The sequence below is a fragment of the Bacillus mycoides genome, from assembly GCF_001757995.1.
Taxonomy (GTDB): domain Bacteria; phylum Bacillota; class Bacilli; order Bacillales; family Bacillaceae_G; genus Bacillus_A; species Bacillus_A mycoides_B.
This window is the reverse complement of record NZ_LXLV01000062.1, coordinates 26,429-46,839: the sequence shown is the minus strand read 5'-3', so window position 1 is coordinate 46,839 and position 20,411 is coordinate 26,429. Positions and strand designations below refer to the sequence as shown.

Sequence of the window (20,411 nt, the reverse complement as noted above, 5' to 3'; positions counted from 1 at the left end):
ACATGAAGCAATCAATCAATATTCAAGATCAGTTTTTAAATCAACTCCGTAAAGAGAATACGTTCGTTACGCTGTACTTATTAAATGGTTTCCAGCTTCGTGGATTAATTAAAGGATTTGATAACTTTACAGTCCTACTGGAAACAGAAGGTAAGCAACAGCTTATTTATAAGCATGCAATTTCTACATTTGTGCCTCAAAAAAATGTTTCAATTGAATTAGAGTAGTAATGAATTACTGTACATAACAAAGAAAGAGCGAGTTTCTCGCTCTTTTTTTATTTGTCATAAACGATCAATAGTGAAATTTAAGCGATTCTAAATACAGTAAGTCGGATGTTAGTGTTGCCTGTTTCGGGAATTGTAATTTCGCTAAGGGTAGATTTGACAGAAATATTTGTGCCAGCTGCTAACGTTTCAATTGTAGTAAATGAAAGTGAGTCGCCTATTAGATTTGAAGAGAAGTTGTCAGTTGCGACTGCTCCATTTATTGAAATTCCTACTCCGAGCGGAGCACATCCTGGTGCAGTTGTAGAGATGGATACGCTAATTACATAAATACCAGCGTTGATAACAGTAACTGTATCTGTGCCGTTGAAGATAATATTGTTTGCGTTAAATGCTGTATGAAAAATGAAGTTGTTAAATTGGAGTACAGTTTGTTGAATGTTGTTTGTTACAACGATTGTCGCTACTGGGAAGCTAGGTCCAGTAGGTCCGGTAACTCCTATACCAGTAGCACCCGTTGGTCCTTGAACACCTTGAGGTCCAGTAGCGCCAGTAGCACCTGCTGGTCCTTGAGCACCTTGAGGTCCAGTGGCACCTGTGTTACCTTGAGCACCTTGAGGTCCAGTGGCACCGGTAGCACCTGTGTTACCTTGAACACCTTGAGGTCCAGTGGCACCGATAGCACCCGTGTTACCTTGAACACCTTGAGGTCCAGTAGGTCCAGGAGGCCCACCAGAAGGTCCAGTAGGTCCGGTGACTCCTATACCAGTAGCACCTGTGTTACCTCGAGGTCCAGTGGCACCAGTAGCACCTGTGTTACCTTGAGCACCTTGAGGTCCAGTGGCACCAGTAGCACCTGTGTTACCTTGAACACCTTGAGGACCAGTAGCACCAGTAGCGCCTGTGTTACCTCTAGGACCAGTAGCACCAGTAGCACCCGTGTTACCTTGAGCACCTTGAGGACCAGTGGCACCAGTAGCACCTGTGTTACCTCTAGGACCAGTGGCACCAGTAGCACCTGTGTTACCTTGAACACCTCTAGGACCGGTAGCACCAGTAGCACCAGTAGCACCAGTAGCGCCTGTGTTACCTCTAGGACCAGTGGCACCAGTAGCACCTGTGTTACCTCTAGGACCAGTGGCACCAGTAGCACCTGTGTTACCTCTAGGACCAGTGGCACCAGTAGCACCTGTGTTACCTCTAGGACCGGTAGCGCCAGTAGCGCCTGTGTTACCTCTAGGACCGGTAGCACCAGTAGCGCCTGTGTTACCTCTAGGACCGGTAGCACCAGTAGCGCCTGTGTTACCTCTAGGACCGGTAGCACCAGTAGCGCCTGTGTTACCTCTAGGACCGGTAGCGCCTGTGTTACCTCTAGGACCAGTGGCACCAGTAGCGCCCGTATTACCTTGAGGTCCAGTAGGTCCTCGACCGAACGAAGCTGAATTAACTAGGGTAGTTTGTAATTCGGCTATTAGTTTAAGGAGTTCTTGGAGTGTACACGGGTCAATTCGGAATAGTTTGGTAATGTATAGTAAATAATTAATTAGGTTTTGAAGTTCAATAAATACAGCACTTGCTACGAAGGTCGGATTTTTTAATATAGTTATTAAGTTTTTGATAATGGCGAATCCTTGTGCTTTCAGAGCGGAAGTAGCGTCTAGTAAACAAATGAATTTGCTTAGTAGGTGCAATGTATCTATTAGATCTTCTATGTTTTTTTGGGATGGATTGGCGAAAAGTTTAGGGATTATTTTTATTAAATCGTTAATGATTGCGCGGAATATTCTAATTTGTGCTTTAGTAATTGGTATCGTTGGATTAGTTGGGATTCGTCCAGCACTAGTTGGAAAGCATGGCTTGGTGTATTTGTTTTGATTGTCGTTAAAACGAGACATTAAATCTCTCCTTTCTAATGAGGATGTAAACGAAACTCATCATAGTAGATGCAGGGAATAGTTAAATGGTCATAGTAAAATTGATTGTTTCGAGAAAAAATAAAAAAAACGCCTTATTATAGGGCGTTTTTTTTATTTTCAGCGTATTGATAATATCGCTTTAGTGAAATTTTTGATTTGAAGCCAACTAATTTTATGATCTCTGGCTCTGGGGTTTGTTTTTTTATTAGGCGTAAAATAAACGTGTTTCGGAAATGTTGTCCAGAAATGCCTTTACGTAAATTCGCTCTTGCTACTTCAAGTCGGATCATTTTTTGAATAGCGATTTCTGTTAGTGCTTTTGGTGCGTCGTTTTCATATACCCATCTGAAAGTTCCGCGGTTAAAATCGAATGCAACAAACAACGGGTCATTACTATGGTATTTAGGACGAACTGGTTCTGGAATACTTTTATAATATGTGTACAGTTGTTTTTTGTCTTCGGTTGCTAATGTGATTGTTCTTTCTACGCCTGCGGTTGCTGGAATAGAAAGTGTATTAGTTTCAAAATGAACGTGATGCATAGTTAATGCTGTAAGTTCCTGTAAGGATAGTCCGTAATCGATTAATAGACTTAAAATGGCGATATTACGATCCATTAATAACGGACGAACAGGACGTTGTTTTTCTGAAAGTCCTTCTAATGAAGTGACTATATGCTTTAATCTTTTTTCTTCATCGTATGAAATGAAATCTTCATTACGCAATGCACGGTTTGGTTGAATAGTAATTTCCATATTCTTTAATGGATTTGGAATGTTAAGAAAATGATGCATTCTATTTAATACAATAAATACACGATGCATTGTTTTCTCAGAGTAGTGTCGATTCTTTTTTAAGTCTGAAAAGTAATCTTCATAGTCTTTTGTACAAAGTGTTGCCCATATATTACTGGAAGGGAGCTTTTTGTTTTTTTCTAACCAATGTCCAAAATCTTCAATGTCATAAACATAACGTTTAATGGTTGAAGACTTTCGGCCTTTATTCAATAAAAAAATAGAAAAGGCTTGTATTGTATCATGGAATTCCGTTGTTTCCATAGTCCCACCACCTTAATTATTTCTTATATTATAGCAAACTTTTCTGAAAATAGGCATTTGCAAGAGGGACTGGAATAATAATATTTGGTGAGTGGATAAAATGAGGTGATTGTATGGAACAATCGATGCGTAAGAAAAATAACAATCAAATTAATATTGTATTAAACCATCGAAAGAAAATTTCGTTACCGGCATCAGAAAATCAAACGGTAATTTCAAGTGAAACCACTACTAAACATGAGATGTTGCAGAGAATTGAAGAAGAGATGGGAAAACTTGTTGGAATGGATGATATAAAAAAGATAATAAAAGAAATTTATGCTTGGATTTATGTAAATAAAAAAAGGCAAGAGGTGGGGTTGAAGTCTGAGAAGCAAGTACTTCACATGTTATTTAGGGGGAATCCCGGTACTGGGAAGACAACCGTTGCTAGAATGATAGGGAAATTGTTGTTTGAGATGAATATTTTATCGAAGGGGCATTTAGTTGAAGCTGAACGTGCTGATCTAGTAGGTGAGTATATCGGTCATACAGCGCAAAAGACAAGAGATTTAATAAAGAAGGCTATGGGAGGGATTTTATTTATTGATGAAGCGTATTCATTAGCTCGGGGTGGAGAGAAGGATTTTGGGAAGGAAGCTATTGATACACTTGTGAAGCATATGGAAGATAAGCAACACGGTTTTGTATTAATTTTAGCTGGATATTCAAGAGAGATGAATCATTTTCTTTCATTAAATCCAGGATTACAATCTCGTTTTCCGTTTATTATTGAATTTGCGGATTACTCGGTAAATCAGTTGTTGGAAATTGGAAAGAGAATGTATGAAGAGCGTGAATATCAGTTGTCAAAAGAAGCGGAGTGGAAATTTAGAGATCATTTACACGCGGTAAAGTATTCGTCACAAATTACATCGTTTAGTAATGGGCGATACGTACGGAATATTGTTGAAAAATCAATTCGCACACAAGCTATGCGATTGTTACAAGAGGATACGTATGATAAATATGATTTAATTGGGATATCAAGTATGGATTTAATGCTTGAAGAGGAGACGCACAGTACGTAAACTGTGCGTCTGTTTTTTGATGTATAAGTACGTTACTCTTTTTTCGCTTTTTCTTGGTAAGATTTATGGAAGTGTTCCATTTTAGCGCTTTTTTCGTGTGCTGAATTAGGATCGTGTGTAATTTGGCCCACTGAGCTTTTTTGAGCGCCTTTATTAACATGGTTTGTCATTTGTATTCACCTCGCTTTAAAAATTAGTATAAACATTATGTAAAGAAAAACTCATTAGAAAAGAAAAACCTCTTTACGATATGTAAAGAGGTTAGAGTGCTATTTATGCATTGAACGTTCACTTGTATCGATACGTCTATGCGGTAAATGCCATTTGTAATGAATAGAAATCATGCGGAAGCAAACAATTAAAATGAATAAGGTGTATAGAGCCCAATCGCTAACGATAATTCGAGCGCCAATTAAGAATCCTGCTAAAATCGTCCAAAATGCATATACGTCAGCTCGGAGGACGAGAGGTTTTCTGCGAGCTAAAAGGTCGCGAATAATACCGCCGCCGATGCCTGTTAAAACAGCAGCTACGATTGTAGCGCTAATTGGTAAATCTAGTTTTTGAGCATATAGTGCTCCTTGTACAGCGAATGCTGATAAACCGATGGCGTCCGTGATGTTTTCCCACTTTTTCCAATGTCTAATTAATTTATTTGGAAAAAGAAAAATAATCGTCATTGATAATAGTGCGATTTGGAATAACATGTCTTGTTGCCAAAATGCGACGATTGGATAACCGATTAATAAATTACGAAGGGCACCTCCCCCAAATGCGGTTGCCATTCCTAAAATATATACCCCGAAAATATCATAATCTTCTTCCATTGCAACAATGGCTCCGCTTAGTGCGAAGGCGATTGTGCCTATGATGCTAAAAATCTCCCATGCCATGAATTTTCTCCCCCGCTAACTAGATGAAATATGCTTCCTCTGCTATTATATTAGAAGGTTTAAATTTCGAAAAGGATGAGTGAACATATTTGATGGAAGAAAAAGAAAAAGTCATATTAGTTGGCTGTCAATTGTCGCAAGATGATGATGAAAAATTTATGCATTCCATGAAAGAGCTTGTATCGCTAGCGAAGACTGCGCGAGCGGAAGTGTTAGTATCAACGACGCAAAGACGTCCGAAGTTCCATCCGGCGACTTATATAGGGAAAGGTAAATTAGAAGAGCTTGCGGCTTTAACTGAAGAATTAGAACCAGCTGTTATTATATTTAATAACGAGTTAACACCGAGTCAAATTCGGAATCTATCTTCAGTATTAGATGCAAGAGTAATTGACCGAACGCAATTAATATTAGATATTTTTGCGCAACGTGCGAAATCGAGAGACGGTAAGCTTCAAGTAGAATTAGCTCAGTTGCAATACACGATGCCACGCCTTATGGGGCAAGGTTTGTCTTTATCTCGTCTGGGTGGCGGGATTGGTACAAGAGGACCGGGGGAGACAAAACTTGAAACGGATCGTCGTCATATTCGATCGCGTATTGATGAAATAAAGAAACAACTTGCGGTTGTTGTGGAGCATCGGAAAAGATATCGTGAGAGAAGAAAAGATAATAAAGTATTTCAAGTTTCGTTAATAGGATATACGAATGCAGGGAAATCCACGTTGTTTAATAGGTTAACGGAAGCTGATACGTTTGAAGAAAACCTATTGTTTGCAACGCTAGATCCGACGACGAGAAAGATGCCGTTACCTTCTGGTTATACAGTGCTTTTGACTGATACGGTTGGTTTTATACAAGATTTACCTACGTCATTAATCGCTGCTTTTCGATCTACGTTAGAAGAAGCTGGTGAAGCGGATGTTATTTTACATGTTGTTGATTCGGCAGATCCTAATTATGTAGGGCATGAGCAGACGGTAAAACAATTATTGTCAGATCTTGAAATTAATCATATTCCTATTATTACGTTATATAATAAAAAAGATAAATTGCATCAAAACTTCATTCCGTTTCCGAAAAGTGATTTCTTAATGACTAGTGCTTTTGAAGAAAGTGATTTACTGCGTATAAAAGAAGCGATAGAACTGAAGATGAAGGAAGAAATGGATGATTATCAAGTGGAAATTCCTCCGAGTGAAGGTAGGTTGTTAACGCTTTTAAAGACAGAAACGATATTAACTAAAATGGAGTTTCTAGAAGATAAATTTGTATATGATTGTACAGGGTATATATTTGCTCATTCATCGCTTAATGGGCAATTAAAGAGATTTTTAGTGGAAGAAGGAGAAAATAATAATGTTTGATCGTTTGAAAAATGGAGAAAAAATTGCTCCAATCGTAAAAGAAGTAGAAAGTCAAATTATAGAAGTGCATAAACGTGTGGATGAAGTAATTGAGAGTAATCAATTTCGTGTGCTAGAAAGTTTTCGTAAACATAAAATTAGTGATTCGCATTTTATTCCGACGACAGGTTATGGGTATGATGATATTGGTCGTGACACGTTAGAGAAAGTGTATGCGGATGTATTTGGAGTGGAAGCGGGTCTTGTTCGTCCTCAAATTATTTCCGGTACTCATGCAATTTCAACAGCTTTATTTGGTATTTTACGTCCGGGAGATGAGTTACTATACATAACGGGGAAACCGTATGATACGTTAGAAGAAATCGTTGGTGTGCGCGGGAAAGGTGTAGGTTCTTTTAGAGAATATAATATCGGATATAACGCGGTTCCGCTAACTGGAGCGGGGCTTGTGGATTTTGAAGCTGTTGCAGCTGCGATCCATAGTAATACGAAGATGATTGGTATTCAGCGTTCAAAAGGATATGCTACTCGTCCGTCGTTTACTGTTTCACAAATTAAAGAGATGATTGCGTTTGTGAAAGAGATTAAACCTGATGTTGTTGTATTTGTAGATAACTGCTATGGCGAATTTATTGAAGAAGAAGAGCCATGTCATGTAGGTGCGGACTTAATGGCAGGTTCTCTTATTAAGAATCCTGGCGGGGGAATTGTTAAAACGGGTGGTTACATTGTTGGTAAAGAGCAGTATGTTGAAGCGTGTGCATATCGTTTAACATCTCCAGGAATCGGTGCGGAAGCAGGGGCATCTTTATACAGTTTGCAAGAAATGTATCAAGGTTTCTTCTTGGCACCGCATGTTGCGGGGCAAGCGTTAAAAGGTGCGATTTTTACAGCTGCATTTTTAGAAAAGTTAGGGATGAATACATCACCAGCTTGGAATGCACCAAGAACAGATTTAATTCAGTCTGTTCAATTTGATGATAAAGATCGTATGATTGCTTTCTGTCAAGCGATTCAATATGCATCTCCGATTAATTCTCATTTCACTCCGTATGCAAACTATATGCCGGGTTATGAAGATGATGTAATTATGGCTGCGGGGACGTTTATTCAAGGTGCAAGTATCGAATTGTCGGCTGATGGCCCGATTCGTCCGCCTTATGTTGCTTACGTACAAGGTGGGTTAACTTATTCGCATGTAAAGATTGCGATTTGTTCTGCGATTGATGCGTTAATTGAAAAAAATCTATTAACAATTTCTTAAAGGGAAGCTGTCGATTTCGGCAGCTTTTTTCGTGTGAAAGTAATGATTTGTGCCACTAGAAAAAAGAGTTAAAAAATTTATAAAAAAATCATGTAAGAAAAGCTAACATCTATTGACACTAAACATAACATGGTATAAAATGAGAAACAGTTAAGGCGAAGGAGGAACTGAAACAATGAAAGAAGATAGACGTTCTGCTCCGCTGTTTCCAATTGGTATTGTAATGGATTTAACACAATTATCTGCACGTCAAATTCGCTACTATGAAGAGCATAATCTTATTTTTCCAACCCGTACAAAAGGGAATCGTAGATTATTTTCATTTAACGATGTAGATAAATTGTTGGAAATTAAAGATTTGTTAGATCAAGGCTTAAATATGGCCGGAATTAAACAAGTATTGCAAATGAAAGAAAATCAAACAGAAGCAGTGAAAGTAAAAGAAGAAACGAAAGAAATTTCAAAATCCGAGCTTCGCAAAATTCTTCGAGATGAACTACAACATACAGGTAGATTTAATCGGACTTCATTGCGACAAGGTGACATTTCAAGGTTTTTTCACTAAAGATAACTGATTCTGAAGGTGTTTAGAGGGACTAAGGAGGAATTTATAATGGCTAGGTACACAAAAGAAGATATTTTCCGTTTGGCGAAAGAAGAGAATGTAAAGTATATCCGCTTACAATTCACAGACCTTTTAGGGGTAATTAAAAACGTAGAAATTCCAGTGAGCCAATTAACAAAAGCTCTTGATAACAAAATGATGTTTGATGGATCTTCTATTGAAGGTTTCGTACGTATTGAAGAATCTGATATGTATTTATATCCGGATTTAGATACTTGGGTAATTTTCCCTTGGACAGCTGAAAAAGGTAAAGTAGCTCGTTTAATCTGTGATATTTACAATGCTGATGGTACTCCATTTGATGGCGACCCACGTAACAACTTAAAGCGTGTGTTAAAAGAAATGGAAGCATTAGGATTCTCAGATTTCAATCTTGGACCAGAGCCAGAATTCTTCCTATTTAAAGTTGATGAAAAAGGAAATCCAACACTAGAATTAAACGATAACGGTGGATACTTCGACCTTGCGCCGATGGATCTAGGGGAAAACTGTCGTCGTGATATCGTTCTTGAACTTGAAGAAATGGGCTTTGAAATTGAAGCATCTCACCATGAGGTTGCGCCAGGTCAACATGAAATTGACTTTAAATATGCAAATGCAATTCGCTCATGTGATGACATTCAAACATTCAAGCTTGTTGTAAGAACGATTGCTCGTAAACATGGTTTACACGCAACATTTATGCCGAAACCATTATACGGTGTGAACGGTTCAGGTATGCACTGTAACTTATCATTATTTAAAAATGGTGAGAACGTATTCTTCGATCAAAACGGTGATTTACAATTAAGTGATGATGCTCGTCACTTCATCGCAGGTATTTTAAAACATGCACCAGCATTTACAGCGGTAGCAAACCCAACTGTAAACTCTTACAAGCGTTTAGTACCTGGATATGAAGCTCCTTGTTACGTAGCATGGTCTGCGCAAAACCGTAGCCCATTAGTACGTATCCCTGCATCTCGTGGTATTAGTACACGCGTAGAAGTACGTAGTGTTGACCCAGCTGCAAACCCGTATTTAGTAATGGCTACATTATTAGCAGCAGGTCTTGACGGAATTAAAAACAAATTAACTCCGCCAGCTGCAGTAGATCGTAACATCTATGTAATGACAAAAGAAGAGCGCGAAGAAGCAGGTATTGTTGACTTACCAGCAACATTAGCGCAAGCGTTAGTTACTTTACAATCTAATGAAATCGTATGTGGCGCATTAGGTAATCATTTACTTGAGCACTTCATTGAAGCAAAAGAAATTGAGTGGGATATTTTCCGCACGCAAGTTCACCAATGGGAACGCGATCAATATATGTCTCTATATTAAGAGAGAAAAAAGCCCTAATACTACGGTATTAGGGCTTTTTCGTCATTTATCTACAGTGAAAAAACACGAATATTGTCGCGTTTTTTTTAGTGTCATCAGGAAGTAATTTAGTGAAAATAATTTGTGTTGACTCGTTCTGTATAAAGAACTAAAATGGCATTAACTAGAAATGTTTGTATATTTAAAATAATAAAAATATTGTTTTTTCTTGATGTTTTGATGTCAATTTTAAGTTGAAGCTCATTGGTTTTAAATGAGGAGGGAAGTTATGGATAAGGAAATAAATTTGAAAAATCTATTTACTATTATACGGAAAAGAATTTGGATCATTCTATTATTTACAACTCTCACAACAGTAGCAGGAGCGATGTATAGTATATATGTAAAAACACCATTGTATGCCTCTTCAGCAAGAGTTATTGTTCAAGCTAATGCTGAAATGATGAATACATTGAAAGCGATGGTAAATGAGCCTGTAATATTAGAAAAAGTGGCTGCTGAATTGAATATTAACAGATCTGCAGGTGCATTAAGTGGACAAATAAGTACAGAAAGTGTACAAGGGTCCCAGATTATGAGAATAAATGTAGTGGATATAGATCCTGTGCTTGCTCATAAAATTGCAAATACTACAGCCGCTGTATATAAGAAAGAAGTAGCAAATATACTAAATTTTAATAATGTGAGTATATTACCCGAAGACCCAGTTCAAAAAAAATCTATTCCTATAAATGTAAATCACTTTAAGACGATACTAATTGCATTCTCTATAGGTATGATGCTCAGTATTGGATTCATTTTTTTATTGGATTCACTTGATGAGAGAATCCAATCGGAACGGCGAATTGAACAATTGTTAGATGTTCCTGTTTTGGGCGGAATATCTAAAATGAATAGAAAAAATGCGAAAGACAAATTCAGTAAAAAAAATACGGTATTATTGGGAGAGGGAACGGAGTGGCTTACAAAAATAGACGAAAAACAAATAAAGTTAAAGGAGAAAGTATAATTGTACATACCGCTCCAAGATCGAAAATTTCGGAGCAGTATCGTTCGCTTCGAACAAACCTTCAATTATCTTCATCTATTCATAAAAGCAGAACTATAGTTATTACTTCCCCGAGGTATGGTGAAGGAAAATCAACGATTACAGTTAATTTAGCAGTCTCAATAGCACAAAAAGGTGAAAAAGTATTGGTAATAGATGCAAATTTAAGAACACCAACGATTCATGAAATGTTTGGAGTAGAAAATACAATTGGATTAACTGATATATTGAACGGAAAAACAACTTTAGAGGGCGCTGTGAAAAAAACAGAGATGGAAAGTCTGGATGTATTAACTAGCGGACCGATACCATTCAATCCATCTGAAGTACTTAGTTCAGATGTAATGGATATGTTAATTCAAAAGGCGATGGGATGGTACGACATCATATTATTTGATTCTTCTCCTGTATTAGAAGTAACAGATACGAGTGTATTAGCTGATAAGTGTGAAGGAGTATTATTGGTGATTCGTTATAATCGTACTGTGAACGAAGATGCGCTTGAAACGAAAAGAGCGTTAAGTTTTACGAAAAGTAGAATATTGGGTGCAATTTTGAATGGGAAAGTATGAAGTGTAAATATAATTTAGAATATTTAATGTAAGCTTTGTATATAAAAACGTTCGTTATAAAGAAAATTTAATAGAACTGTGATGTGGTGATGTCTCCTGACCATTATCAATGGAGGCACTCGATTATGCTGTGGGTTGCGAAAACAACCTTAGATGTGAGTCATCAAGAGTGTAATGTGAGGGAGGGTTAGATGCCCATGCTTTATTAAAGTTTCTAATTATATACTTTTAATAAAGAGAATATAATTAGAAACTTTAAATTTGAAAGAGTTATGTATCGAATTGATTAAAGGAGGAAGTTATATGACGTATCGACGGAGGATATCGTTATTGCTTTTAATGGATTCACTGATTGTATTAAGTGCTATTTTTTTTAGTTATTTCTTTGTAAATGCTAGCTTCAGTGTTATCACTTTATCATCAATTATTAGCTCTATCACTTTATTAATCAGTCATCATTTGTTTGCTTTTGTTTATAATTTATACAAAAAAGCTTGGGAATATGCAAGTATAGGTGAATTACTCATTATATGCAAAGTTGTTACATTTTCTATTATCACTACAGCGGTTATGCAACAAATTATAATGCAAAAAATGTATTTTCGATTGTTAGTTGTAACTTGGATGATCCATATTTTATTAATTGGTGGTTCGCGTTTTATATGGAGAATGTATAGAGATACTTATTATGTAAAAAAGGGTGATAAAAAACGAACTTTAATTGTTGGTGCTGGCTCAGCCGGGACAATGGTTGCAAGACAGTTGTTAAAGAATAGTGCTGCCGAATTAATGCCAGTCGCATTCATTGATGATAATGTAAAAAAACATAATCTTGATATTTTAGGAATTTCAGTAATGGGTGGTAGTAATCAAATTGAGTATGTAACCAAAATACTGAATATTGAAAATATTATTTTGGCAATTCCTTCGCTAAACAAAAGTGATAGAAATGCTATTTTAAAAGAATGTTTAAAAACGCAAGTGAAAACTCAAATTCTTCCGATGTTAGAAGATTTAGTAACAGGTAAAGTTTCGGTGAATGAATTCAGGGATGTTCAAGTAGAAGATTTATTAGGGCGGGATCCTGTTGAGCTTGATGTGGATATTATTTCAGATTATATAACGGATAAAGTTATTTTAGTTACTGGTGCAGGTGGCTCAATTGGTTCGGAAATTTGTAGACAGGTTGCAAAATTTAGGCCGAAAAAGTTGATTTTACTAGGGCATGGGGAAAACAGTATATATTCTATAGAAATGGAATTAAACGAAAAATATGGAGATATGAAAGGCACGTTTATTCCTGAAATCGCAGATATACAAGATGAAAAAAAGATGAATTTAATTATGAATAAACATCTTCCAAATGTCGTATATCATGCAGCTGCACATAAACATGTACCTCTAATGGAGAATAATCCTGAAGAGGCTGTTAAAAATAATTTGATTGGGACTATGAATATAGCAGAGGCAGCGAGAGCACATGGAGTGGGAACATTTGTCATGATTTCCTCAGATAAAGCAGTGAATCCAACGAGTGTTATGGGAGCAACGAAAAAATTGGCTGAGATGGTTATTCAGCACAAAGATAAATTAAGTCATACAAAGTTTGTTACTGTACGATTTGGGAATGTCTTAGGAAGTAGGGGCAGTGTTATTCCTTTATTTAAGAAGCAAATTCAAAACGGTGGACCAGTTACAGTTACTCATCCAGATATGATTAGGTATTTTATGACAATTCCAGAGGCATCTAGACTTGTAGTGCAAGCTGGTGCGTTAGCTGAAGGTGGAGAGATTTTTGTGCTGGACATGGGAGAACCAGTAAAAATAGTCGATCTCGCTAAAAATCTTATTCGATTATCAGGAAATTCAGTGGATGAAATAGGAATAGAATTTACTGGTATACGCCCAGGAGAAAAACTTTTTGAAGAATTACTAAAAGAAGATGAAATGAATGAGAAGCAAGTTCACCCAAGAATTTATGTAGGACAAGAAATGAATGTTCGAATAGAAGAAATAGAAGAGTTTATTTCAAATTATACAGATTTAAACGAAGTAGAATTAAGAAAGCGATTGTTAAACTTAGTGAATAAGCGTAAAACTTTAAAACTATTAATACCGGTATCAGGTTAATAGAAAAAATTTAATAAAAGACGGGTGCGTGGAATGGTGTCTAAAAAAGTTCTGTTTTGTGCAACTGTGGATTATCATTTTAAGGCTTTTCATTTACCGTATTTGCAATGGTTTTCAGAACAAGGATGGGAAGTACATGTTGCAGCGAATGGGAATATACATCTTCCGTACGTAACTCGAAAATATAATATTCCTATCCAAAGATCACCTCTCAGCATACAAAACCTTCATGCATATAAAAAACTAAAATCAATTATTCATCAAAATAAATATCACATCATTCATTGCCATACGCCTATGGGAGGAGTAATTACTCGTTTAGCTGCTCGAAAAGCAAGGCGGCAAGGAACGAAAGTCGTATATACAGCACATGGATTTCATTTTTGTAAAGGATCACCATTCATAAATTGGCTTCTATATTATCCAATTGAAAGAAGTTTAGCAATTAATACGGATTGTCTTATAACAATTAACCAAGAAGATTACAATTTAGCAGTTAAACATCGTTTTCAAGCCAAAGATATTAAACTCGTTCATGGTGTAGGGGTAGATATAAAACGATTTGCTCCTGTAACTGAAACTGAGAAACGAGAATTAAAGCTACAATTTGGCTATAATCCACAAGATTTTTTAATGTTTTATGCTGCTGAATTTAATAAGAATAAAAATCAAAGCTTTTTAATCCATGTATTAGCACAATTGAAAAATGAAATGCCACATGCGAAGCTTTTACTTGCTGGCGAAGGACCGTTAATGGAAGAGTGCAAAAAATTAGCGGCTCAACTAGGCGTGAGTAATATGGTTCATTTTCTAGGTTATAGAAGTGATATTGCTTCTTTACTACAAATGTGTGACATTGCAGTTGCATCCAGTTATCGGGAAGGCTTGCCGGTTAATATTATGGAAGCTATGGCTTGTGGAATTCCGGTTATCGCTACTGATAACCGGGGCCATAGGGAGCTAATTATTAGTAATAAAAATGGTTGGATTATAGATCGTGATGACATAAAGACGATGTCTGAAAGAATAAATTCCATTTCTAAAAATACTAAATTACAAGCTCAGTTTGGACAGTGTGGACGTACTATTATTACAAGTGAATATTCAGTTAACGAAGTATTGAAAGAGAAACAAGAAATTTATACAACATATATGGATGAAATGGAGGATTTAAATTGGGCACTCCATTGAGAGTATTACATGTAGTCGTAAATATGAATAGAGGCGGAGCCGAAACTTTAATTATGAATTTGTATCGTAATATAGACCGCTCAAAAGTACAATTTGATTTTTTAACTTGTAAAGAAGGTGTATTTGATGAAGAAATAGTAAAGTTAGGTGGGGAAATTCATAGAATTCCATATATCACAAACATTGGACATAGAGGATATATAAAGGAACTGGATGCTTTCTTTACCTCACATCAAGAATATAGAATTGTACATTCACACATGGATAAAATGAGCGGATTTGTACTTCGTTCTGCTAAGAAGGCGGGAATACCGGTTAGGATTTCACATAGCCATAGTACAAGTAGTGAAGGTGGAACGATAGCGAAGATATATAAATGGTATGCAGGAGCATTTATTGTGCCATGTGCAACACATTTTTTAGCATGTTCACTTACAGCGGCAAAATGGTTGTTTGCTGATAGGGTAAGTACAACTGAAATTTTAAAAAATGGAATTGAATGTGATAAGTTTGCATTTTCTTCAGAAATTAGAGAACAAGTAAGAAAAGAACTGAAACTTCATGAGGATGCTTTTGTAATTGGACATGTCGGAAGGCTTGCATATCCTAAAAATCATACTTTCCTAATAGATATTTTTGTTCGATTAATAGAATCTCGACCAAAATCTATTCTTTTGTTAGTGGGAGATGGTCCCCTTCGATCAGAGATTGAGAAGAAAGTAGAAAAACTGAATATAAAAGGTCGAGTCAAATTCTTGGGGATACGTGATGATATCAATCGCTTGTTGCAGGCATTTGATATGTTTATATTTCCATCTATTTATGAAGGCTTACCAGTTACCCTTATTGAAGCACAGGGAGCAGGTTTACCATGTGTTATATCGGACAATATTACGCAAGAAGTAGATTTGGGGTTGAATTTAGTTGATCAGTGCTCTTTGTTAGACGTAAGAGAGTGGGTAGGGAAATTACAAAGTATAGCAGATAGGAAGGTATCGCGGAGTATTGAACAATATGCATTAGCTGAAAAAGGATACGATATAAAAAATATTACGGGGTTCACTCAAAAATTCTATGTAGCAGTATCGAGGTGAGAAAATTGGAAAAGCTAACGGTTTTTACCCCTACATATAATAGAGCGTACTGTCTTCAGGGGTGTTATGAAAGTTTGAAGCAGCAAACATGTAAAGATTTTATATGGCTTATTATAGATGATGGATCTGATGATTATACAAAGGAGCTAGTGCATTCTTGGATTTCTGAAGATTGCATAGACATACGATATTATTGGCAACCAAATCAAGGGATGCATGGTGCTCATAATACAGCTTATGAAATGATTGATACAGAACTCAATGTATGTATTGATTCAGATGATTCAATGCCGAGTGATGCCGTAGAGAAAATTATTAATTTTTGGAATGAAAATGGAAATGATCAAGTAAGTGGGATAATTGCTCTTGATTTATATAAGGATGGGAAAGTAATTGGTTCAAAGTTACCATTAAATCTTAGATGTTCTACACTTTTTAATCTCTACAATAAACACGGTGTAACTGGAGATAAGAAATTAGTATATCGCACAGAACTAACAAAGAGGTATCCCTATCCGGTTTTTAAAAATGAAAAGTATGTAGGCTTGGCATATAAATATTATATGTTGGATCAGAAATATGAGATGTTACTCATGAACGAAGCTCTTTGCTATGTTGAATATATGCCTGACGGTTCTTCGATGAATATGCTAAATCAATATAGTAAGAATCCAAAAGGTTTTGCTTTTTATCGTAAGGAACTGATGAAGCTACCATTTGCAAATAGGTTATTTAAATATAGGCAAGCTGTACATTATGTATCAAGTAGCTTTATGGCAAGAAATATAAGATTTATAAAAGAGTCACCATGCAAAGTGCTTACACTTTGCGCACTGCCATTTGGAGTTATCCTTTATAGTTATATAACAGTAAAAACAAGAATGAAAGCAAATATATAGAAATCTATTTGGTAGTTAAATGAGAGGGAATAATAATGACTATACTTTGGATGAATCTTTTTATAGTATTTATACTCGCATTTTTTGCAAGATATTTTGCTATGCCGGTAACTACAGGAATTGTGATGTTAAAGCCAAATCGATTATTGATTTTAATGGGGACTACCTCTCTTGTATTAGTATCTGGTTTTAGAAATAATATTGGTGATACGTATTTTTATATGCATGCTTTTAAAGTTACTGATTTTAACTGGGAGAATGTTCAGGATAGCAAGAATATTGGGTTTAGTATTTTGCAAATGATTTTAAAAATGTATACGAATGATCCTCAAGTTCTAATTTTTATAACAGCTCTAATAACAAATATATTAATAGTAGCAGTTCTATATAAATACTCACAAATGATTGAGTTAAGTTTATATGTATATATAGCATCCGGTATGTACTTAGTCTCAATGAATGGAGTGAGACAGTATTTAACGGCAGCTATTATTTTTGCCGCCACAAAATATATTTTAGATGGGAATTGGAAAAAATATTTTTTAATAGTTTTGTTTGCATCTACTTTTCATCAAAGCGCTCTTGTATTGATTCCAATTTTTTTTGTAATTCGAAGAAAAGCTTGGTCGACCATAACATTTATACTTCTCTTTTTTGCAGTGCTTATTGTAATAGGATTTAATCAATTTGCAGAAGTGCTCTTTGCAACTATAGGGGATTCGCAGTATGGTCACTATAAGGATTTTCAAGAAGGTGGAGCTAATATTCTCCGGGTTGCTGTGGAAGCAACGCCGCTCATCCTTGCTTTTATTGGGAGGCATAAACTGAGAGAACTTTTTCCACAAAGTGATTATATCGTAAACATGGCATTATTAGGTCTAGTTTTTATGATTATTTCAACTCAAAATTGGATTTTTGCAAGGTTTTCAATTTATTTTGGATTATATCAATTAATATTAATTTCTTGGGTTGTAAAGTTATTTACAAGGAAGGATCAAAAATTTATTTATTATAGCATCCTAGTATTCTATTTTATTTATTTTATTTATGAACACATCATTACTTTAGGGATTGTTTATAGAAGTAGTTATTTATGAGTGGATGATAGGAAAAAATAAAAAGTGAGTGGAGGAATTAAGGTGGGAAATGCCGAGGAAATCCCGCGCAAAATACATTATTGTTGGTTTGGTGGGAAAGAGAAGCCTAGTATAGTTAAAAAGTGCATTGCGAGTTGGAAGGAAAATTTACCCGGATATGAAATAATAGAATGGAATGAAAAAAATTTTGATATAAATTGTAATTTATATGCAAAAGAAGCGTATGAAAAGGAGAAGTATGCATTTGTAAGTGATTATGCGAGAGTTCATGTTTTATATGATTTTGGTGGGATTTATTTAGATACTGATGTCGAGGTATTTAAATCCTTTGATGATTTATTGCATCACCATTCTTTTTGGGGGTTTGAACAGGAAGATTATATAGCTACAAGTACAATAGGTGCAAGGAAAGGGAATCCACTTATTAAAGTGTTTTTGGATTCTTATAAAGAGAGAAAATTTATAAAAAACAATGGAACTTATGATGATTTGACCAATGTTGCTATTGTAACAAAGATTCTACAGAATTTAGGCTTAAATCCAAATGGAGAGTATCAAGAAATAGAGGATATAGGTGTTTTTTATCCACAAACATATTTTTCTCCATATGATTATATTAATTGTAGAAATTTTATAACTGAAAACACATATGCTATGCATCATTTTTATAAGAGTTGGTTATCACCCGAAATGCGGATTAAAAGCAAAGTGAAATTAGCTTTATCAAAAATTATAGGTGGTGACAATATCGCAAAAATAAGAGGATATGGAAAGAGAAAAGGCGTAACAAAGGAGAAATATTATGATTAGTTTATCGAAAAAAATATTTCAAATGCTAGTTACAGAGGGGCGTAATAGAGGGATATATTTTACTATATTGATGAATATTTCACATTTGATAGGTATTTTAAGAGGTTTTTTTATAAAATTATTTATTTCCGAAATATAAATAGTTCTATCTTTTCACTTCAAGCGAACAGTAGGATAGAAATCTTTAATAAGAAGGCAAAAGTTAACATAGGTAAATTTGTGTTTATTAGAAAAAATGCTAGTTTTAGGATTGATTTTAATGGGGTATTGAATATAGAAGAAAAAGTCTTTATTAATGATAATTGTAATATTAATTGTGTAAATAAGGTATCGATTGGAAAAAATACAAAGATTGCCCCTAATGTATGTATTAATGATCATGATCATAATTATAAAAATCCTGAGGAGTATCACTTAGTAGTGGGTGAAGTCATAATTGGTAAGAACGTTTGGATTGGTTCGAATGTTGTAATTTTAAGAGATACAGTAATAGGGGACAATGTTGTAGTAGCTGCCGGAAGTGTTGTGAAAGGAAATGTTCCTTCAAATACGCTTTTTGTTAATAAAAGAGAGAATATTGCTATTGACTACACTAGTAAAAGTAGTTAGTGAGGGGTTACAGTGAAAAAAAATATTAATCTCTATTTATGATATGGAAATAGGTGGGGTTGAAAGAAGTTTGATTAACATGCTAGAAAGTTTTGATTTTAACAAGTATGATGTGGATTTATTAATATGTAATCATGCAGGGGATTTTATGAATTTAATACCTATGACAGTGAATATATTACCGGAAGTTGATGAATATACTGTATTTAGAAAATCGATTATACAATGTATACGAGAAGGGAATATACGAACTTCAATAATTAGAATATTGAGTAAATTTATAGCGCGTAATAAAGCAAAACGTAGGCATTTTATAGAAGGTTCAGGGTATATTCAGATGCAACTTGTTTCAAAGTATGTATCCTGTTTTTTACCTAAATATACAAAAAAGTATGATGTTGCAATTAGTTATGCATGGCCACATAATATTGTAGCTAGCAGGGTCGATGCAAATAAAAAAATAGCTTGGATTCATACGGATTACAGTACATTAGAAATCGATAATAAAATTGATTTTAATATGTGGAGCAAGTTCGATTACATTGTATCTATATCTGATGAATGTACAAATGCATTCTTAATGAAATATCCATTATTGAAGAGAAAAATTATAATGATAGAAAATATTACATCACCAAAATTTATACAGCAGATGGCCGATGAGACCTTTGTTTTTGATAGAGAAACGGACCGTTCTTTCAATATTGTATCTGTTGGGAGACTGTCATATGCTAAAGGTTTTGATATTGCTATAAAAGCGCTTAGAGTATTACATGATAGAGGGTTTAATAATATAAAATGGTATGTTGTAGGTTATGGTTCGGATGAAGCGATTCTAAGAAAATTAATAGAGGAGCTCAAATTAGAAAATAGTTTTGTATTATTAGGTAAGAAAACGAATCCATATCCGTATATGAAAGCGTGTGATTTATATGTGCAGCCATCTAGGTATGAAGGAAAGGCTGTTACGGTTACGGAGGCTAAAATACTTGGAAAACCTATATTGATTACTAGTTACCCCACTGCTAGTAGTCAAATAGACGATGGGTTTGAAGGGATTATATGTGATTCAAGTGTAGGGGGAGTAGTTGAAGGTATCGGAACTTTATATAGGGATAGTGAGTTAAGGAGAACTTTAATCAACTATTTGCGAAATAGGGAGTATAGTAATGATTATGAGTTGAATAAATTGTATAAGCTTATAGATACATAAATGAT

The 20,411-nt window shown here is 35.2% G+C and carries 20 protein-coding genes; 16 read left to right on the top strand and 4 right to left on the bottom strand.

Translation table 11 applies throughout. The features are described from left to right. Positions 1-2: 2 nt before the first annotated feature. Positions 3-227, top strand: a complete 225-nt coding sequence (hfq, locus tag BWGOE10_RS18610; protein ID WP_000813896.1) for an RNA chaperone Hfq — start codon at positions 3-5, stop codon at positions 225-227. An 80-nt stretch (positions 228-307) separates the two neighbouring features. Here the strand turns inward: hfq and BWGOE10_RS18605 are convergent, their stop codons facing one another. Continuing rightward, a complete protein-coding gene (locus tag BWGOE10_RS18605) occupies positions 308-2,122 on the bottom strand; it encodes a Gly-Xaa-Xaa repeat protein (RefSeq protein ID WP_070168351.1) in 1,815 nt (604 codons plus the stop codon). Between the two features lie 116 nt (positions 2,123-2,238). After that, positions 2,239-3,201 carry a tyrosine-type recombinase/integrase gene (locus BWGOE10_RS18600; RefSeq protein ID WP_070144464.1) on the bottom strand — a complete coding sequence of 321 codons (963 nt, stop codon included), beginning with the start codon at positions 3,199-3,201 and terminating at the stop codon, positions 2,239-2,241. Between the two features lie 113 nt (positions 3,202-3,314). Here BWGOE10_RS18600 and spoVK point away from each other — a divergent pair, with 113 nt between their 5' ends. Continuing rightward, positions 3,315-4,271: a stage V sporulation protein K gene (spoVK, locus tag BWGOE10_RS18595; protein WP_070144463.1), complete on the top strand. Its 957-nt coding sequence runs from the start codon at positions 3,315-3,317 to the stop codon at positions 4,269-4,271. Positions 4,272-4,303: 32 nt separating this feature from the next. Here the strand turns inward: spoVK and BWGOE10_RS32945 are convergent, their stop codons facing one another. Continuing rightward, positions 4,304-4,441, bottom strand: coding sequence for a hypothetical protein (locus tag BWGOE10_RS32945; RefSeq protein ID WP_171903129.1), 138 nt, complete (start codon positions 4,439-4,441; stop codon positions 4,304-4,306). A 99-nt stretch (positions 4,442-4,540) separates the two neighbouring features. Next, positions 4,541-5,164, bottom strand: coding sequence for a trimeric intracellular cation channel family protein (locus tag BWGOE10_RS18590; RefSeq protein WP_070144462.1), 624 nt, complete (start codon positions 5,162-5,164; stop codon positions 4,541-4,543). A 92-nt stretch (positions 5,165-5,256) separates the two neighbouring features. Here BWGOE10_RS18590 and hflX point away from each other — a divergent pair, with 92 nt between their 5' ends. The 14 genes from hflX (at position 5,257) to BWGOE10_RS18520 (ending at position 20,406) form a co-directional block, all read left to right on the top strand. Continuing rightward, positions 5,257-6,531, top strand: coding sequence for a GTPase HflX (gene hflX, locus BWGOE10_RS18585; RefSeq protein WP_070144461.1), 1,275 nt, complete (start codon positions 5,257-5,259; stop codon positions 6,529-6,531). Further along, the gene (locus BWGOE10_RS18580) at positions 6,524-7,795 is read left to right on the top strand and encodes an aminotransferase class I/II-fold pyridoxal phosphate-dependent enzyme (protein WP_070144460.1); all 1,272 of its coding nucleotides are present in this window, start codon (positions 6,524-6,526) and stop codon (positions 7,793-7,795) included. Before hflX ends, BWGOE10_RS18580 begins: the two co-directional genes overlap by 8 nt. 175 nt (positions 7,796-7,970) lie before the next feature. Further along, the gene (glnR, locus tag BWGOE10_RS18575; RefSeq protein WP_002014475.1) at positions 7,971-8,360 is read left to right on the top strand and encodes a transcriptional repressor GlnR; all 390 of its coding nucleotides are present in this window, start codon (positions 7,971-7,973) and stop codon (positions 8,358-8,360) included. 48 nt (positions 8,361-8,408) lie between these two features. Next, complete coding sequence (glnA, locus tag BWGOE10_RS18570) at positions 8,409-9,743, top strand: type I glutamate--ammonia ligase (protein ID WP_070144459.1); 1,335 nt, start codon at positions 8,409-8,411, stop codon at positions 9,741-9,743. Between the two features lie 268 nt (positions 9,744-10,011). After that, positions 10,012-10,752 (top strand): YveK family protein, encoded by a 741-nt coding sequence (locus BWGOE10_RS18565; RefSeq protein ID WP_070144458.1) that lies wholly within the window; start codon positions 10,012-10,014, stop codon positions 10,750-10,752. Next, positions 10,701-11,363, top strand: a complete 663-nt coding sequence (locus BWGOE10_RS18560; protein WP_070144457.1) for a CpsD/CapB family tyrosine-protein kinase — start codon at positions 10,701-10,703, stop codon at positions 11,361-11,363. Before BWGOE10_RS18565 ends, BWGOE10_RS18560 begins: the two co-directional genes overlap by 52 nt. A 303-nt stretch (positions 11,364-11,666) precedes the next feature. Then, entirely contained in the window at positions 11,667-13,493 is a 1,827-nt protein-coding gene (locus BWGOE10_RS18555; RefSeq protein ID WP_070144456.1) for a polysaccharide biosynthesis protein, read from the top strand. 33 nt (positions 13,494-13,526) lie between these two features. Beyond that, on the top strand, positions 13,527-14,684 hold the full coding sequence (locus BWGOE10_RS18550; RefSeq protein WP_070144455.1) for a glycosyltransferase family 4 protein: 1,158 nt from the start codon (positions 13,527-13,529) through the stop codon (positions 14,682-14,684). Continuing rightward, on the top strand, positions 14,669-15,778 hold the full coding sequence (locus BWGOE10_RS18545; protein ID WP_070144454.1) for a glycosyltransferase family 1 protein: 1,110 nt from the start codon (positions 14,669-14,671) through the stop codon (positions 15,776-15,778). Before BWGOE10_RS18550 ends, BWGOE10_RS18545 begins: the two co-directional genes overlap by 16 nt. Positions 15,779-15,783: 5 nt before the next feature. Next, on the top strand, positions 15,784-16,677 hold the full coding sequence (locus BWGOE10_RS18540; protein WP_070144453.1) for a glycosyltransferase family 2 protein: 894 nt from the start codon (positions 15,784-15,786) through the stop codon (positions 16,675-16,677). A 35-nt stretch (positions 16,678-16,712) separates the two neighbouring features. Continuing rightward, positions 16,713-17,774 (top strand): EpsG family protein, encoded by a 1,062-nt coding sequence (locus BWGOE10_RS18535; RefSeq protein WP_070144452.1) that lies wholly within the window; start codon positions 16,713-16,715, stop codon positions 17,772-17,774. A gap of 42 nt (positions 17,775-17,816) precedes the next feature. Beyond that, positions 17,817-18,584 (top strand): glycosyltransferase family 32 protein, encoded by a 768-nt coding sequence (locus tag BWGOE10_RS18530; RefSeq protein ID WP_070144451.1) that lies wholly within the window; start codon positions 17,817-17,819, stop codon positions 18,582-18,584. Positions 18,585-18,803: 219 nt separating this feature from the next. Beyond that, positions 18,804-19,193, top strand: a complete 390-nt coding sequence (locus BWGOE10_RS33555; protein ID WP_236736040.1) for an acyltransferase — start codon at positions 18,804-18,806, stop codon at positions 19,191-19,193. Positions 19,194-19,236: 43 nt separating this feature from the next. Beyond that, a complete protein-coding gene (locus BWGOE10_RS18520) occupies positions 19,237-20,406 on the top strand; it encodes a glycosyltransferase (protein ID WP_070144450.1) in 1,170 nt (389 codons plus the stop codon). The last annotated feature ends 5 nt before the right edge of the window (positions 20,407-20,411 follow it).